The following is a 17647-nucleotide window of genomic DNA, read 5'->3' on the forward strand; positions in this document are numbered from 1 at the left end:
AAGCCTGCGATAAAAAAATAGACGACAAACTTACACTCGATTTATTTCTAATGAATGTCTTTTCTACAAAGCCATTATTTGGGGAGCAGTAAGATTTTCTTATTAGGTATTCCACCTCAACCTCCCTCTTTTCAAGATACAACTATTACACATATGTAATAATCATTTTCAATTTCGTGGGATTATCAAAACAAAGAGTCGCACCTATACTAGCCTCAACAAAACGAGAGAGCGGAAATAAACATGCTCAACTACGCTTAATACGTTGAGCATATTGAGAATCAAAAATCCGCTGTAACGACATATATAGGAAGCATCCAATGACTATCGAAATCAAACCTGGTCAAACTCATATTCAATCTAAAGCTATGGTCGCTTGGAAAGCGGGCGAGCCTCTAAAACGTGAAACCGTTGACGTTGAACTGCCAAAAGCAGGTGAAGTTCTTGTTCGTATCGTAGCAACTGGTGTTTGTCACACTGACGCATTCACACTATCAGGTGACGATCCAGAAGGTATCTTCCCTTCAATCCTTGGTCACGAAGGTGGCGGTATCGTTGAAATGGTTGGCGAAGGCGTAACAAGTGTTGAAGTTGGCGACCACGTTATCCCACTTTACACAGCTGAATGTGGTGAGTGTAAGTTCTGTAAGTCTGGTAAAACTAACCTATGTCAGGCAGTACGTGAAACTCAAGGTAAAGGCCTAATGCCAGACGGCACAAGCCGCTTCTCTATCAATGGTGAGACAATCTACCACTACATGGGTTGTTCTACTTTCTCTGAGTACACAGTACTTCCAGAGATTTCACTAGCGAAAGTAAACAAAGAAGCGCCTCTTGAAGAAGTTTGTCTTCTAGGTTGTGGCGTTACAACTGGTATGGGCGCGGTACTAAACACAGCGAAAGTTGAAAAAGGCGACAACGTTGCTGTATTCGGCCTAGGTGGTATCGGTCTTTCTGCAATCATTGGTGCTCGCATGGCTGGTGCTAACCGCATCATCGGTGTTGATATCAACGAGAGCAAATTCGAGCTAGCAAAACAGCTTGGTGCAACTGACTGTATCAACCCAATGAACTTCGACAAACCAATCCAAGACGTTATCGTTGAGATGACAGATGGCGGTGTTGAGTACTCTTTCGAGTGTATCGGTAACGTAAACGTAATGCGTCAAGCACTTGAGTGTTGTCACAAAGGTTGGGGCGAATCAGTAATCATCGGTGTTGCAGGCGCTGGCCAAGAGATCTCTACTCGTCCATTCCAACTAGTAACTGGTCGTGTATGGCGTGGTTCTGCTTTCGGTGGTGTTAAAGGTCGCTCTGAGCTTCCAGAAATCGTCAACCGTTACATGGCAGGTGAGTTTGGTCTTCAAGAGTTCATTACTCACACAATGAGCCTTGAAGAAGTAAACGACGCATTCGACCTAATGCATAAAGGTGAATCTATCCGTACTGTTCTACACATGGATAGATAATCCCTAGTTTGGCTCTCACTTGAGGGCCAACACATTGCCTTCACCACTTTTCGCCCGGGAAGTGGTGAATCTGCTTTGTTAAGAGCCGATTTATAGCTTAATCGAAGACATTAAGACGCCTTTTAACAAAGTGCAGTATTTCCATTTTATTTAATGATTTTCCAGACCAACAGCCAAACGGAGCACAATTTAATGACTATCGAGAATATTAGCCAAGCCAAGGTTGCTGGTGGTTGGCACAAACAATACACACACTTCTCTGCAACGTTAAACTGCAATATGCGTTTCGCTATTTTCCTACCGCCAAACGCCAGCAAAGAGAAGCCTGTACCTGTTTTATACTGGTTGTCAGGCCTGACTTGCACTGATGAAAACTTCATGCAGAAAGCGGGCGCATTCAAGGCAGCAGCAGAGCAAGGTATTGCGATAGTCGCTCCAGACACAAGCCCTCGCGGCGAAGGCGTTGCCGATGATGAAGCGTATGACATGGGACAAGGAGCAGGTTTCTATTTGAATGCGACTCAAGCTCCGTGGGACGCACACTACCACATGTACGATTACGTGGTAACGGAGCTTCCAGCACTTATTGAGTCTTTCTTCCCTGTGACTCCGATTAAGTCTATCTCTGGCCATAGCATGGGCGGACATGGAGCCTTAACCATCGGCATTAAAAACCAAGAGAACTACCGCTCAATTTCAGCGTTCAGTCCAATCAGTAACCCAATGCAATGCCCTTGGGGACAAAAAGCATTCAGCCAATATTTAGGGCTAGATATTGAAGAGTGGAGACAGTACGACGCTTCTGAGCTTCTAAAAACCAAAGGCACTGTTTTACCAATGCTGGTTGATCAAGGCGAAGCAGATAACTTTTTAGTTGAGCAACTCAAGCCAGAGCAGTTAACTGAAGCAGCGAAAGCAACGGAGTCGGATTTGGAGTTGCGTATGCAGCCAGGTTACGACCACAGCTATTACTTTATCTCGAGCTTTATTGATGAACACATTGAGTTTCACGCTGCTTACCTAAAACAGTAATCAAGTGTCAAATAAGCCCACACCTTCTAAACGCGAGGTGTGGGCTTTTTGCTACCATTTTCTTTCTGCTAGAGCCATCAGCTTTCTTTTGTGACGCTCAATCGCAAATTCCTTATTTATTAATAACTTATTTATCAGTACGAATGATTTTGAAACAAATCACTGGCTAAATAATGTTTGTTTTGTGCGCCATGTTGCATTATTAAATCTATCTGTATACGCAAGTTTTATAAATTCAAAGCGAAGTGATACCTTCCGCCACCTATTCGAATTAAGAATAGTTTCATATCAAATGAAATCATAATTATATACTTATAAATCAAGTGGTAACGAAATGACGAATCTATATAAACACACACGTCAAATTTCTTCTGGCTTAATCTTAATGGCTTTGGCATCTCAGGCTCACGCAGCACCTTTCGACTTCGTACTTGGCGCAGGCTACGACTTTGGCGGCGAGACAATGAGTACCGTACAGTACACAAATGGCGATTCAGACAAAGTTGAGTCTAACGAAGGCCTACTTTTTTACGGTGGCATCGACGTACCTGTGACTGATGCTTGGCGTGCTCGTGCAACGGTTGGCTACAAAGGTATATCCGTCGACGGTTCAAACGGTGAAGTAACATTCGAGCGCGTCCCGTTCGAGCTACTAGGTTTATACAACTTCGACAATCACAATTTCGGATTAGGTCTGGCTTACCACACAGGTGTGGAATACAAGTGTGATATTACCAATTCGTGTAATTACACTATTGAATTTGAAGACAGCCTTGGCTTTATCGCTCAATATGAATATCAGTTTCACGTGGGTAAAGACAACCGTCTAGCATTAGGCGCCCGTTACACGCACATTGATTACGAAGTGAAAGGCGTTGACTACACAGTAGACAGTGGCGGCTTTGGCTTAAACATCAGCTTCCTTTTCTAGGAACCGTGGGCGATAAGTTTTCAAACTAGTGCTCAAGCAATATCAAGCAATGCCAGTCAGATTCATGACTGGCATTTTTTATTCTGACTGTTTGATATTTATAGAAAAAGTGGCTTTACACCCGATGGATTGAGGCATTCAAACCATGTACGCCTTGTGCTTTACTAAGCAAAGTAAATAGTTAACAGATACGCCCCCTCGTTCAGGCCATGAGTCAGAACGAGGGGTTTCTAATCTATTACTCTTTTTCAGCAACAATCTTCACCCATTGAGAGCGCCAAGTTTGTGCTTCCATTGGATCTGGCCAGAACTCTTTTTGATGAGTGATAAGCCCATCAACTACAGTATGAAAAGTAATGGCGCGTGCCTTTTGCACTCCATCCGTGATTGAAACGTCGGTGACCACTGTATTTTGCTCGGTCACAATTGAATGAATCTCAAACTGCCACTCTCCATGAGCAGGGTAATAGCTGTTGATAGCAACAAAGTTGTTTCGACCTAAGGTCAACTCGCCTGACTGTGGCCAATAGCCCTCAAAATCTTCACTCAGTAACTCACTGGCTTTAGCAAAATCATTTGATTTCATTGCTGTCCAGAATGCGACTACTACCTCTTTGGAACCCATATCTTTACTCCCTTTAACCTTAAATCAACGATACAGCCAAACAAGCGCACAGCCGTAAAAATAACATTGCATTAGAATGGTTTGCCGAATCTATCTACTTGGCTTACGATGCGAATATCCCGTGACTATACAAGAGTGACTTATGATAACTTGGCCTGCATTTATCAAATTAGAAGGCGATCACGAACTGTTCTACATCGCGTCGCTCGAACAGTTGCAATCAGAGAGTCATGACCTAATCGTCGGTGAACAAGACTGTATTATCGACGCGAAAGGGCACGCTTATTCACTACTTACCTACACCACCACTGAACTGCTTGAACGACAACAAGACGACTATTCGTTGGAAAATGTCACGCAACTGATCCGCGAACATGAGTTTCATAAAGTACAGATGTGCCTTACCAAAATACATTTTGTTACTATCGAGGAAGCCATTGAGTCGCTCGCTTTTGAGCTAGGTTAAGCCAAGGTATAATATCCCGACCTCGGGCTTGCATCTTTAGCATCGCTAGTTACCATAGCCCCAATTATATCCCCTAGATTATTGAAGGTTGCGATGAAAGCAATTAAGACTCTTTTCTTTTTGATGGTACTGCTGACTGGTTTGTTTACCGCTTGGCTATTTATGCCGATTCCAGCAACCATTGATAAGCAGACACTCGATGTCCCGCTCACCGAACCGTTCAAGCTTGTGGCGTACCGCAGCAACCCAAACGATGCAACCAAGCCTTTCACTTATCACTACTATGTGGTTTCAGACATCAGTGACATCGACGATATGGACCCGTTCCTAGTCACAACCGATCAGTTTGTGAAGCTTGGTGACTTCGACGAGAACACATTTAAGTTAACGGTAAACGGCAAGATAGAGAGTTACACCAACGATCTGTGGATTGAAAAATCTGACGGTAAGTTTCAACACTGGTATGTCAGCGTTGATGCGAACTACGTTCGTTAGATCCAAGCTCAAATAGCTCCGATTTTAAAACTGCGCTCTGGTTTCCAAGCGCAGTTTTTGTTTCTTACCTACCGCTTTCCCAAGCAATCTCCATGTCACCGGCTTTTCGGGTGTCATCACCTCGACATCTGTTATAAGCTCGCTCTATAAAAGTCTCTCAATAAATCAAAAAAATAGAGGTTCACCCGTGGAATTTACGCTCGACAAATTTAACGGCATCATCATCGACCCGCTGACTGCACCACACGATGCTGCTTCATTCCATGCTGAGCTCAGCGAAATCACCAAGTTTTCAAAGCAAAACAACAAAGGCATTATTTGGATTAGTTTGCCAATTTCACTGTCGCATCTTATCCCAGTAGCGACAGAGCTTGGCTTCGTGTTCCACAACTGTTTAGAAGACGAGATAACGCTGATCCACAAATCCGAAACTGTCGAGTTTGTCCCTTTCATCCCTACCCACACCTTGGGTGCAGGTGCATTGATCACCAACGAGCATAACCAAGTGTTGATGATCAAAGAGCATGGTATGACAGGCTACAAATTACCTGGAGGCCACATTGAACTTGGAGAGGGTATTGAAGAGTCTGTGGTTCGAGAAACCTTTGAAGAGACAGGCATCGAAGCCACGTTCGTTTCAGTGGTTGGCATGGCAACGCGCCACCCATATCAGTTTGGCAAATCAAACCTCTACTTTGTTTGTCACCTAACTGCTCAAACTCAAGAGATTGCGATTCAAGACACGGATGAAATCGCAGAAGCCAAATGGGTAGATATCCAAGAGTTTATCAGCGATATGAGCAACTTCCCGTTCAACCGTCATATGGTTGAATCTTTGGTGGGCAAGCGAGGTTTGGAACTGACTCAGCTAGAGGGCAACCAAGGGCCTACGTACAAACCTGAGATCTTCTTTTCGAAGCACTAACGCTTAGTCATCTTAAAGCGTAAAAAACAGGAACGCCCAAATCAAATGACTTGGGCGTTTTTGCTTCCACGTTACAGCAAGAATCAGCTAACTGCGCTGCTCGCTATAAAGTGCTTGTGAAAAGCGATTTAGAAAAAGCCTAGCGGATTAGTATCGTAGCTAATCAGCAGGTTCTTGGTGTTTTGGTAATGGTCGAGCATCATCTTGTGTGTCTCACGGCCAATACCAGATTTCTTGTATCCACCAAATGCCGCATGCGCTGGATAAGCATGGTAACAGTTAACCCAAATACGGCCTGCTTCGATATTACGCCCCATGCGATACGCTAGGTTAGCATCACGAGTCCATACACCCGCACCTAAGCCATACTCTGTGTCATTGGCGATCGCCAGAGCTTCTGCTTCGTCTTTAAAGGTGGTTACCGCAATGACAGGGCCAAAGATCTCTTCTTGGAAGACACGCATCTTATTGTTGCCTTCAAGCATGGTTGGCTGAATGTAATAACCACTACCCAGATCATCCGGTTGCTGCGCAATCTCACCACCAGTGAGAACTTTGGCACCCTCTTGGCGGCCAATCTCTAGGTAACTCAGAATCTTATCAAACTGCTCTTGAGAAGCTTGTGCACCAACCTGGGTGTCCGTATCTAGTGGGTTACCTTGTTTGATGGTTTGAGCGCGCTCGACCACTTTCGCAATGAACTTGTCGTAGACCGATTCGTGGATCAACACGCGGGAAGGACAAGTACACACCTCACCTTGGTTAAAGAACGCCAGCAACATACCTTCAACACACTTATCTAAGTATTCATCCTCATGATCAAAGATGTCTGGGAAGTAGATGTTTGGAGACTTACCGCCCAGCTCTACCGTGGACGGAATTAGGCTTTCAGCGGCACATTTTAGAATATGATGACCAACCTCAGTTGAGCCAGTAAACGCCAGCTTAGCAATGCGATCGCTAGTCGCAAGAGCTTGCCCTGCTTCACTACCGAAGCCATTAACGATGTTGACTACGCCCGCAGGTAGAAGATCAGCAATCTTCTCCATCAAGACTAGGATCGAAGTCGGCGTTTGCTCGGCAGGTTTCATTACGACACAACAACCAGCCGCGAGCGCCGGTGCTAGTTTCCAAGCCGCCATTAAGATTGGGAAGTTCCAAGGAATGATCTGACCGACTACGCCAATTGGCTCTGGGAAGTGGTAGCTAGCGGTGTTTGAATCAAGCTCTGCTGCACTGCCTTCTTGTGCTCGAATACAGCCCGCAAAGTAACGGAAGTGATCGACAACTAACGGGATGTCTGCCGCCAGAGTTTCACGAACTGGCTTACCGTTTTCCCACGTTTCTGCCACTGCGATCTCTTCTAGGTTTGCTTCAATGCGATCGGCAATTTTAAGTAGGATGTTCGAACGTTCAGCAACACTGGTCGCCGCCCAACTTGCACGCGCTGCATGTGCTGCGTCTAACGCTAGTGAGATATCGGCTTCTGTCGAGCGCGCTACTTGGCAGTAAACTTGTCCATTGACTGGAGAGCTATTATCAAAGTATTCGCCAGAAGTCGGCTTCACCCACTCTCCCCCAATAAAGTTGTCGTATTGAGCTTTGAAATTGACTACTGCGTTGTCACTGCCAGGCTGTGCGTAAATCATAGTAAGGTCCTTCTGTGATTGTCTAAGTATTTGAATATTCGCCATGTCATGTTCATGGTTTCTGTTTAAAACACTGTCATTTCGTGTTTTGTTCACATACCTAACAACGCAAGTCACACGCCAACATTGAAAATCTTGTTGTTAATAAATTGTAAAACTATGATTACCAAACGTTTACAACCAGTGGTGAGTTGGAATTGAATCGTAGTACGGAGATTGCTCCAGTGTTCAACTGTTCCAAATTGGTACACCGTTACTGTTACAACATGGAACAGTTATGCAGATTCAACACACAGATACTTCAGAGTGGCTTAGTTCATCTTGGCACCGTAGTAGTGAGGCGGGATTAAAGCCGAGGAAGCTACCCGATGACATTCGACTACCAAATGCGATGCTTAAGGAGCGTCGCTTTCACTCATCGCAACTCATCGAAACCGTGCAACGCATGGCGCTACCCCTGTTTAATCAGACCTTTGCACGCAGTGACAGTCGACTCATATTGACGGACACGGATGGTGTGATTCTGGCGAGTTGGGGACAGAAGCGCTTTGAAGAGAAATTAACGAGTATTGCATTGAGCTCGGGCGCTTGCTGGAAAGAGCAACTCAAAGGCACCAATGCGATCGGCACAGCACTGGTTGAGGCCAAGCCCGTTACCATAATTGGCGAGCAACATTTCATTCATCAGCACCGCTTTATCAGTTGCTCCGCGAATCCCATTTTCGATCACCAAGGGCAGATGGTCGGTATATTAGATATCACCAGTGAGCAGCAACAGCACGACAGCTCGGTGCAATTCTTAATACAGAATATGGTGCAGTTGATAGAGAACCAACTGCTCAATCATATCCCCCAAGGATCCACTCGTATCGACCTCGCGTGTGAAAAGTCGCTACTGCATAGTGGTTGGCAAGGTATTGTCATTGCCAATGAGGCGGGAGAAGTATTGGCTCATAACCAGGTCGCTTCTCAGCTGCTTGAGCAAGGTTCGATACTCGGTGAAAGTATTGATCAGCTCTTCGATCGCTCTGAATCGTCATTTGTATTTGAGAAAAAGAGCCTACAGGCACCATCAGTAAAACGCAGCCGTGCAATCACTGCTTCGTGTGAATTACACCACGGTGATCAACAGATAGAGCAAGCATGGCAACAAGCCAGTAAAGTTATTGATAAAGGCATCAGCCTTCTGATATTAGGTGAAACAGGTGTCGGTAAGGGCGAGTTTGTCAAAGCGCTGCATAAACAGAGTCAGCGCAACAACAACCCTTTGGTGGCAGTGAATTGTGGTGCGCTACCAAAAGATCTGATTGAGTCTGAACTGTTTGGTTATGCGCCCGGAGCGTTTACTGGCGCGAACAAACAAGGTTTTCAGGGTAAGATCCGTCAAGCAGACAAAGGGATCTTATTCTTAGATGAGATAGCAGACATGCCGTTAGAAGCTCAGTGCCGCCTACTTCATGTGCTGCAAGATAAGTCGGTGGTGCCTGTTGGCTCTAACCAAAGCCACCAAGTTGATTGCCAGATCATTGCTGCCACACATAAAGATCTAGCTAAACTCGTCGAGACTGGGCAATTTAGACAAGATCTCTATTACCGACTTAATGGTTTGATATTCACTCTACCAAGTCTCGAGCAAAGGCAAGATAAGCGCGAGTTAATTGAAGCCATCTACCAAAAGTACGCTGATTCAGAGCAAACTATCTGCTCGCACTTAATGACATTGTTTTGCTCATACTCGTGGCCGGGTAACATTCGAGAGCTCGATAATCTGCTCAAGGTATCGGCTTTAATGTCTAGTGGTGAGCGTCAACTAAAACTCGATCACATTCCGTCTCAATTGGCAGAACAACTGACGAATCAAAGCCAAGTCACTTGCACTCAAGCATCGTCTAGCAGTGATCTGCAAAGTACCGTTGAAGAGACCTTAGTTCAAACCTATCAGGCGAACCAAGGTAACATCAGTAAAACGTCTCGGGTTCTTGGCATTAGCCGCAACACTATCTATCGCAAGCTCAAGCGAATGGGCGTTTTGTAGGGGTTTAATTGGGCGTCAATGAGACAGATTGAGATCACCCAGTCGATTTAAAAGATCTTTATCTAACAGCGGGTGATGTTGCGAGCCCAAGATAAGTGCGATTTCCACCGCAGGTAACGGAGGCATATTCTCCAGAACAACGAGCTCAGGTGAAACACTGAGCTTACCCATTGCTCCCACAGCCAATCCGGCTTTAACGATAGCATTCTGAGCTGACGCGGTATTGCTGCAAGCGAGCAATCGATAGGCAGTGCCTTGCTTGGTCAGCCCATTGACTGCGGCTGCATGGTACTTACAATCCGTTTGAAACAGTGCCAGCGGTAGCGATTCATGAGCATCGACATCAAAGTCTTGGCTCGCAATCCACACTCCAACATCATTGGCGAGCCAGTAGCCCTCTTCACTGTCAGGTGCGCGCGTAACAATCGCCGCGTCGAGTCGGCCATCATCGAGCCATTCACGTAGCGTAATACTCGGTTGACTGAATACCTGTATCGAACAGGTGGGTTCTGCCTCCATCAACACTTCAATAAACTTAGGTAACAGTATGTCGTTGTAATCTTCAGGACAACCCAGTCGCAGCGGTTGCTTGTTCTCGTAACACTTGACCTGTTTCAGCGCCGTATTGTGCAACGCCACCAATTGTTCGGCATGAGAACGCAGTGCCAGCCCGGCTTCGGTCAGCACCAAGTTACGCCCCTCTTTTTGGAACAAGGTGACGTTGAGTTCTTCCTCTAGCTTACGCATCTGAGCACTAAATGCCGACTGGGTGCGATTTATCTGTTTGGCCGCTCGGGTGAAACTGCTGGTTTCGACAAAGGCGAGAAAGCCTCTTAACGCATCAATATCCATATCGATTTGGTACCCATCGCTTTTTTTAATGTATTACATCAAAATTATCCGTTAGTGGCGCGCAATACAATCTCTTAAGCTTATTAAGACGACAAACTTAACGCAAGGAAGCCTCTATGAAACTCTTCATCGCTAATCAAAATTACTCTAGCTGGTCACTTCGTGCATGGTTGATTTTGGCTCAGCACAATCTGGATGCCGAGATCACCAAACTGACACTATTTACGCCAGAATTCTACGAAACGCTTTCCGAGGTCACACCGACAGCAAAGGTACCTACGCTGGTTGATGACAAAGTCACAGTATGGGACTCGTTTGCAATTCTCGAATACATCAATGAGGCGTATCTTAATGGCTCAGCATGGCCACAATCCGCAGCTGAGCGCGCACATGCCCGCGCAATCTCTGCTGAAATGCACTCAGGTTTTTTCGCTCTAAGAGAAGAGCTCCCGATGAACTGCCGAGCGCGCAGAAAAGTAACATTAAGCGAGGGCGCTAGGAAAGATATTGAGCGAGTGGATGCTCTGTGGTCTGAACAAGGAGAGAAATACCCTGACGGCTGGCTATTCGGTGAATGGTCAATTGCCGATGCGATGTATGCGCCTCTTGCTCTAAGGTTCAGAACTTATGGAATCGAACTATCAGAAACCGCGACTCGTTACCAAGAGCGTGTACTCAATAGCCCAGCCATTGTGAGATGGTTAGAAGAAGCAAGCGTAGAGACAGACATTGTCGAAGAGGACGAGGCTGGAGATCCTGTATAAAGCTTGAACAGATCGAATTAAATGAGGCTCGGTGTGAGCCTCATTGGTTTTGGTCGCAACTCACCGACACGGCAAGTTTTCATTGTAGTATCAAGATGCTCAGCGGGCTTTCAGAAGATATTGAGTCCAAACACATCCTTCACATCAAACAGAACCTTGGCTGTTTTTTCTCTCGAACGCTGACTTCCGATAGATAAGATTTCCAACAGCTGAGCCTTGTCATCTAGGTATTCAGCTCTGAGCGCTCTAATCGGTCGAAGCATCTCTTGTAAGCACTCTTCCAAGGCTTTCTTAGTGGTGCCATCACCCAACCCGCCATGTCGATAGTGCTCTTTAAGCTGTTCAACTTCGTTTTTATCTGGGTGAAACGCATCGAGATAGGTAAACACGACATTACCTTCAACTTTCCCCGGATCTTCAACTCGCAGGTGATTAGGGTCTGTGTACATCGATTTCACTGCCGCTGAAATCTCTTTCTCACTCGCGCCTAAATTGATGGCATTGCCCATCGACTTCGACATCTTGTTTTTGCCATCAGTGCTGGGTAAACGCGGAGCATTACTAAGCAGAGGTCGGCACTCATTCAGAACTTTACGTCCCGCTAATCCATTCACCTTTCTCACTATCTCATTGGTTTGCTCTAACATCGGTAACTGATCGTCTCCAACGGGCACTAAAGTAGCGTTGAAGCTTGTAATATCGGCTGCTTGCGAGATGGGATAAGTTAAGAAGCCTGCTGGAATAGAGCGTTCAAAGCCTTTGTTCTGAATCTCACTTTTCACCGTCGGATTACGCTCCAATCGACTGATAGAAACGAGGTTGCTGTAGTACATGGTCAGCTCTGCAAGCGCAGGAACTTGTGACTGTAAGCAGATAGTGGTTTGCGAAGGATCTATGCCGACAGCTAAGTAGTCAGCCACCACGTTTAAGATGTTGGAAGAGACTTTACTTGGGTTATGCGCGTTATCCGTTAAACCTTGCATGTCCGCGACCAAAATCGTCTGTTCATGCTGTGATTGCAAAGCGACGCGCTGCTTCAGTGAACCCACATAATGACCTAAGTGCAGCGGGCCTGTGGCTCTGTCACCAGTGAGGATAATTTCTTTTGTATCAGTGCGTTGATTGGTGTTCATAATGGTATCTCCTAGTAAAAATAAACGGCTACTGGAGATATAAAAAGAGATGACATTCTTAGCTACCTACCAGCAGCTTAAGAATGTAAGAATCCCGCGCCGCTCTAATTAGAGCGCCACCAGATAATGAATGATGAAGGTGTAGGATTCGTTTGCATTCATTCAATCTAACAACAACGTTTTATAAATTCAACCGCAAACGAATACAAAAACAGCGCCTCAATCAGCGCTGTTTTTCTTATTAACTCATTGATATTTATATCAGCCGATGAATACCTTAGCTAACACGTAACCGAGGCAACATGCACCGACGACACCGATTAAACCGACTGACATGAATGAGTGGTTGAAGTACCACTTACCAATCTTGGTGGTACCTGACACATCGAAGTTCACCGTTGCGATGTCTGATGGGTAGTTAGGAATGAAGAAGTAACCATACACCGCTGGCATCAAACCGATAAGCAATGCTGGATCTAGTCCTAGCCCCAATCCAACAGGTAGCATCATACGTGCCGTTGCAGCTTGAGAGTTCACCACCACCGATACGATGAATAACGCCAGAGCGAATGTCCACGGGTAGTTAGTTACCATCTCAACGATGCCTGATTTGAACTGAGGCATTGCGTATTGGAAGTAAGTATCGGACATCCAAGCGATACCAAAGATAGCAATTGCCGCCACCATACCTGATTTGAATACCACACCGTTTGGTACGTCACGTGGGTCCGTTTTAGTCGCCAGCAAAATAATACCGCCGAAGCAGAGCATCATCATTTGGATGATCACCGACATTTTGATTGGCTTTTCACCTTCTACAATGGTTCTGATCTCTGGCACCATTGCCACAATAACGATCACCACAATCGAAAGTAGGAAAATCAATACTGCGTTGCGAGCCGAAGTTGGTAGCACTTCATCTAAAGAGGTCGCCGTGGTGCTTTCAATGCGCTTTTTCCACTCAGGATCTTTTAGTCGCGCTTGATAATCCGGATCGTCATTGAGCTCTTTACCGCGCTTCAAGCTATACAGAGAAAGTAACAGCGTACCAAACAGCGTTGCAGGCACGGTTACAAGCAAGATAGACAATAAAGTAATAGAGTGTTGAATATCAGAAAGCTGTGCTAAGTAGTAAACCACTGCCGCTGAGATTGGGGACGCAGTAATCGCCAATTGTGACGCCACAGAAGCGGCTGCCATTGGACGTTCTGGACGGATGCCATTCTTAAGCGCCACATCGCCGATGATAGGCATAATTGAGTAAACCGCATGGCCTGTACCCAAAAGGAAGGTCATCGAATAAGTCACAAACGGTGCTATCAAGGTCACGCGTTTCGGGTTCTTTCTTAATACCCTCTCCGCTACTTGCAGCATGTATTTCAAGCCACCTGCGGCTTCTAAGATGGAAGCACAGGTCACTACTGCAAGAATAATCAGCATTACCGTCACTGGCGGTGACGTTGGTGGCATCTTGAAGATGAAGACCTCAATCACCAAACCAATACCAGAAACAACACCTAAACCAATACCGCCATATCGAGAACCGATATAGAGGACGATTAGCAAAAATACAAACTCAAAATACAACATAAGCAACCCTACCTAAACATGGAATAGGGTTATTTTCTCTGTATGTTCAATGATTTACTTATTACTAGGTCACACTCTGATTGACCATTCTAACGGATTGTTTTTTATAAGATTATGGTCACGATAACAGACCAATAAGTATCTAAATTGTGATCATTTGTCTTCATCAACACTCTGATTTGTTATGCACACTGATGTTCATTGTTTCTTTTAGAACGTGGGAATCTATAAAATCCACCCATCAGATCCAACCGTTATTAAAGCAATAATATGCATATAGATTTTCTATCCTAAAAAGGGAGAATTGACGCTAGCTGGTCATAGTTTGGAACGCTTTTTCACAGAGCTTTAACTCGCCTAAGCCATTGGGGTATGTCAAAATAGCGGCCTTCACTAAAGACGATGTACAAGAACCACAACTATGAATTTCCAAGCAGCAATTTTTGATATGGATGGTCTACTTCTCGACACCGAACGTCTGTGTATGCAGATATTCGAAGAGGCGTGCCATGCACAAGGCGTCCCATTTCTAAAAGATGTCTACCTCGGCATCATCGGCTGTAACGCGAAAACCATCGAGCAGATTTTCAGAAACGGTTATGGTGAAGATCTCGACTACCCAGCTCTCAATAATGAGTGGCGAACTCGCTACAGTGCCATCGTGAAAAACCAAGCGATTCCGGTAAAAGAGGGCGTGATTGAACTCTTAGAGTGGTTGAAGTCCAACAACATTCCAGCAGCAGTGGCGACTTCGACTCAACTGGATATTGCTAAAAAGAAACTTGAGTTAGCAGGGTTAGATTCCTATTTCACGTCACTAAGCACTGGCTGTGAGGTAACGAACGGTAAACCCCACCCAGAGATCTACCTATTAGCGGCAGAACGTCTTGGTGTTGCACCTGAATCATGTCTTGCCTTTGAGGATTCTAACAACGGCATCCGCGCTTCTATGGCGGCGAATATGATCAGCTTCCAGATCCCGGATTTGGTTGAGCCGTGCGAAGAGGTAAAAGCGCTGGGTCACACCATTAGCCCATCTCTACATGACGTGTTAACTCAACTGCAAAAAGAAGCAGCCTAAACGCCTCCAACATATTGGCACACCACATTTTTAAAGCCGACGTTCGAGTCGGCTTTGTTGTTTTGGCGTTTCAGAAGAAGAGTTTGACGAGCTGAACCAACCGAAACTAGAACTTCAATACAAAGCTCACAAGATTACCTGTAAAACAGAACCAAAAATAATTAGCATGGCAACACAATGCGAATTAGAAAAAGAACCGAACGTGCTCGAAAATTTTGAAGATCAAATGCTTACCTTTGCAAAGCAAGAGATGACCCAAGATGCTGCCCATGATATCAGCCACATCAAACGTGTCGTCAAAACAGCAAAATCCTTGTGTGCTCAAGAGCAAGCAGAGCTTGAAGTCGTGTTACCTGCAGCCTATCTGCATGACTGTTTCACCTTCCCGAAAAATCATCCAGATCGAGCGACAAGTTCAAAAGTCGCCGCCGATAAAGCGATCGCATTTCTCAAATCAATCGACTACCCAGCTCATCATTTAGATGCGATTCACCATGCGATTGTTACCCATAGTTATAGCGCGAATATCACCCCAGAAACCGTTGAAGCACAGATCGTTCAAGACGCCGATCGTCTAGATTCTCTTGGCGCGATTGGGATTACTCGTTGCCTTTTTGTCGGTCATAGCTTTGATGCCGAACTCTATAACCACGAAGATCCGTTCGCCAAAGACCGAGACTTGGATGATAAAAACTTTAGCGTTGACCACTTCTACGTAAAGCTGTTCAAGCTCGCCAAGACTATGAACACCGAATCCGCTAAACAAGAGGCTCAGCGTCGCACAGACTATATGCGAGCCTTCCTCGATCAATTGGCGAGTGAGGTATAACCCTTTTCATCTGTCGATTCGTCCCCATATCATTAAAAACTCGACGTAATTTGGAACCCGTCATGACCCAAGAAAAGTTTGAAACCATTTACCAAAGAGCGGCTCATCGTAAAGGTGGCGAAGTTGAACTTGAGAAAATCGTTCGAAAGCCACTAAGCCGCGATGAACTGATGCAGATCGGAGATGACCGCTGGCTAGCAGCCATCACTGAAAAGGTATTTCAGTGCGGCATTTCTTGGAGCGTGGTGAGAAAGAAATGGCCTCAGTTTGAAGAAGTATTCTTTGAGTTCGATGTAGAAAAGATGCTGATGTTACCTAATGAAATGTGGGAGCAAAAAGCACAAGACCCACGCATTATTCGCCACCTAACCAAAGTCATGACAATTCCCGCCAACGCGATGATGATCCGTAACGCACAGCGTGAATACGGCAGCTTCGCTCAAATGGTTGCAGATTGGCCATCAGAGCGCATTACCGAGTTATGGGATCATCTTAAGAAACACGGTAAACGACTCGGTGGAAACACAGGTGCCTACACTCTACGCCAAATGGGTAAAGATACCTTCATTCTATCGACAGATGTTGAAGCGCATCTTCGAACTACCGGTGTTATCGACAGCGGACGCAACACTAAGCGAGCTCAACAAGCTGCAACGAATGCGTTTAACGAATGGCAGCAGCAATCAGGACGAAGCTTGAGTGAAATAAGTCAAATTGTTGCTTACAGTGGTGGCGATAACCGCGTTTAACGCAGCAAGATTATTTACTTCAACCAAGCCATATTGGCAAGCTTTCATACTCTATGACACAGTTTTTCAAACAAGATGAAAACTGTGTCTCAATTGTTATCAGATATGCGCAAACTCTCTAACCTATTGAGTTCTGGCGGTAGCATTGTATAGATAAGTGTATACAATATAGAGTAATACCAGTGCAATATGCTCACACTCCCTACTCGACTAAACAAGGGTTCTTATCTCTATGACAGCTCTCAAAAACTCTGTCTCAAAAGGTGTAAAAACCAAAGTAACGGGTCAAACCCAAGATGACGTTGTTTACTGCCATATCTTCGATGCAATACTAGAACAAAGGCTGCCACCAGCCACCAAATTAAGCGAAGAAGCCTTAGCAGAAATCTTTAGCGTAAGCCGCACCATCATCCGCCGTGCCTTACTGCGCTTATCTTTGGAACAAGTTGTGGTTATTCGTCCAAACCGAGGCGCAGTGATTGCAGCCCCAACGGTGGACGAAGCAAAACAGATTTTCAAAGCTCGTGAGGTTATGGAATTGGCCATCACTGAACTTGCGGTTAAGAACGCTACCAAAGCTCAAATCGACGAATGTAGAAAACTGGTCGCAAAAGAGAATTGCGCCTTCGAACAAGGTGATTACGGTTCGGGTCTGCGCCTCTCTGGTGAATTCCACATAAAACTTGCTGAAATGGCAGAGAATGCGCCACTACTGGCTTTTCAACGTAGCTTAGTCTCGCAAACCTCGCTACTGATCGCTCAATACGAAACAGGCAACCACTCAAACTGCTCTCAAGATGAGCATGAGCGATTACTTGATGCCATTGAATCAGGTGATGAAGAGCAAGCAGTTGACTTAATGCGTGAGCACCTGAACCATATCCGCTCTAAGCTCAACCTAGACAGCAGTACCGCCTCTAGCGATCTGCATGTGGTTTTCTCAGACCTACTCAAGAGTAAGTCCTAGTTCAGGCACTTTCTGAACAACTTATGTCCTCTCTAAAAGCGAGTTTCACACTCGC

Annotated in this window: 17 protein-coding genes; 12 read left to right on the forward strand and 5 right to left on the reverse strand. The window is 45.4% G+C overall.

Features of this window, described 5'->3' with window-relative positions:
* The first annotated feature begins 320 nt into the window (after positions 1-320).
* The 3 genes from OCV50_RS15295 (at position 321) to OCV50_RS15305 (ending at position 3432) form a co-directional block, all read left to right on the forward strand.
* Positions 321-1469 (forward strand): S-(hydroxymethyl)glutathione dehydrogenase/class III alcohol dehydrogenase, encoded by a 1149-nt coding sequence (locus OCV50_RS15295; protein WP_239839232.1) that lies wholly within the window; start codon positions 321-323, stop codon positions 1467-1469.
* A 192-nt stretch (positions 1470-1661) separates the two neighbouring features.
* A complete protein-coding gene (fghA, locus tag OCV50_RS15300) occupies positions 1662-2501 on the forward strand; it encodes an S-formylglutathione hydrolase (protein WP_261904780.1) in 840 nt (279 codons plus the stop codon).
* 334 nt (positions 2502-2835) lie between these two features.
* On the forward strand, positions 2836-3432 hold the full coding sequence (locus OCV50_RS15305; RefSeq protein WP_261904781.1) for a porin family protein: 597 nt from the start codon (positions 2836-2838) through the stop codon (positions 3430-3432).
* Positions 3433-3670: 238 nt separating this feature from the next.
* On the opposite strand, the gene OCV50_RS15310 is transcribed toward OCV50_RS15305, so the two are convergent.
* Complete coding sequence (locus OCV50_RS15310; protein WP_261904782.1) at positions 3671-4057, reverse strand: nuclear transport factor 2 family protein; 387 nt, start codon at positions 4055-4057, stop codon at positions 3671-3673.
* 142 nt (positions 4058-4199) lie between these two features.
* On the opposite strand from OCV50_RS15310, the gene OCV50_RS15315 reads away from it, so the two are divergent.
* The 3 genes from OCV50_RS15315 to OCV50_RS15325 all read left to right on the forward strand — a co-directional run bounded on the left by OCV50_RS15315 (position 4200) and on the right by OCV50_RS15325 (position 5943).
* On the forward strand, positions 4200-4523 hold the full coding sequence (locus tag OCV50_RS15315; RefSeq protein WP_239839236.1) for a DUF4144 domain-containing protein: 324 nt from the start codon (positions 4200-4202) through the stop codon (positions 4521-4523).
* Positions 4524-4616: 93 nt separating this feature from the next.
* On the forward strand, positions 4617-5018 hold the full coding sequence (locus OCV50_RS15320; protein WP_261904783.1) for a hypothetical protein: 402 nt from the start codon (positions 4617-4619) through the stop codon (positions 5016-5018).
* A gap of 187 nt (positions 5019-5205) precedes the next feature.
* Positions 5206-5943 (forward strand): NUDIX hydrolase, encoded by a 738-nt coding sequence (locus tag OCV50_RS15325; protein WP_261904784.1) that lies wholly within the window; start codon positions 5206-5208, stop codon positions 5941-5943.
* Between the two features lie 128 nt (positions 5944-6071).
* Here the strand turns inward: OCV50_RS15325 and exaC are convergent, their stop codons facing one another.
* Positions 6072-7592, reverse strand: coding sequence for an acetaldehyde dehydrogenase ExaC (gene exaC, locus OCV50_RS15330; protein ID WP_239839239.1), 1521 nt, complete (start codon positions 7590-7592; stop codon positions 6072-6074).
* Between the two features lie 277 nt (positions 7593-7869).
* Between exaC and OCV50_RS15335 the strand changes: the two genes are divergently transcribed.
* The gene (locus OCV50_RS15335; RefSeq protein ID WP_261904785.1) at positions 7870-9627 is read left to right on the forward strand and encodes a sigma-54-dependent Fis family transcriptional regulator; all 1758 of its coding nucleotides are present in this window, start codon (positions 7870-7872) and stop codon (positions 9625-9627) included.
* Between the two features lie 15 nt (positions 9628-9642).
* Here OCV50_RS15335 and OCV50_RS15340 read toward each other — a convergent pair whose 3' ends face one another.
* Positions 9643-10479 (reverse strand): LysR family transcriptional regulator, encoded by an 837-nt coding sequence (locus OCV50_RS15340; RefSeq protein WP_261904786.1) that lies wholly within the window; start codon positions 10477-10479, stop codon positions 9643-9645.
* Positions 10480-10595: 116 nt separating this feature from the next.
* Here OCV50_RS15340 and OCV50_RS15345 point away from each other — a divergent pair, with 116 nt between their 5' ends.
* Positions 10596-11243 carry a glutathione S-transferase family protein gene (locus OCV50_RS15345; protein ID WP_261904787.1) on the forward strand — a complete coding sequence of 216 codons (648 nt, stop codon included), beginning with the start codon at positions 10596-10598 and terminating at the stop codon, positions 11241-11243.
* A gap of 110 nt (positions 11244-11353) precedes the next feature.
* Here the strand turns inward: OCV50_RS15345 and trpS are convergent, their stop codons facing one another.
* Positions 11354-12376: a tryptophan--tRNA ligase gene (gene trpS / locus OCV50_RS15350; protein WP_261904788.1), complete on the reverse strand. Its 1023-nt coding sequence runs from the start codon at positions 12374-12376 to the stop codon at positions 11354-11356.
* A gap of 261 nt (positions 12377-12637) precedes the next feature.
* On the reverse strand, positions 12638-13966 hold the full coding sequence (locus OCV50_RS15355) for an anaerobic C4-dicarboxylate transporter (RefSeq protein ID WP_261904789.1): 1329 nt from the start codon (positions 13964-13966) through the stop codon (positions 12638-12640).
* A 421-nt stretch (positions 13967-14387) separates the two neighbouring features.
* On the opposite strand from OCV50_RS15355, the gene OCV50_RS15360 reads away from it, so the two are divergent.
* The 4 genes from OCV50_RS15360 (at position 14388) to OCV50_RS15375 (ending at position 17592) form a co-directional block, all read left to right on the forward strand.
* Complete coding sequence (locus OCV50_RS15360) at positions 14388-15047, forward strand: HAD family hydrolase (RefSeq protein WP_261904790.1); 660 nt, start codon at positions 14388-14390, stop codon at positions 15045-15047.
* 202 nt (positions 15048-15249) lie between these two features.
* Complete coding sequence (locus tag OCV50_RS15365) at positions 15250-15876, forward strand: HD domain-containing protein (protein WP_261904791.1); 627 nt, start codon at positions 15250-15252, stop codon at positions 15874-15876.
* Between the two features lie 62 nt (positions 15877-15938).
* Positions 15939-16625, forward strand: coding sequence for a DNA-3-methyladenine glycosylase I (locus tag OCV50_RS15370; protein ID WP_261904792.1), 687 nt, complete (start codon positions 15939-15941; stop codon positions 16623-16625).
* 232 nt (positions 16626-16857) lie between these two features.
* The gene (locus OCV50_RS15375) at positions 16858-17592 is read left to right on the forward strand and encodes a GntR family transcriptional regulator (RefSeq protein ID WP_261904793.1); all 735 of its coding nucleotides are present in this window, start codon (positions 16858-16860) and stop codon (positions 17590-17592) included.
* Positions 17593-17647 lie beyond the last annotated feature (55 nt).

The sequence above is a fragment of the Vibrio fortis genome (genome assembly GCF_024347475.1).
In the GTDB taxonomy this organism is placed as follows: domain Bacteria; phylum Pseudomonadota; class Gammaproteobacteria; order Enterobacterales; family Vibrionaceae; genus Vibrio; species Vibrio fortis.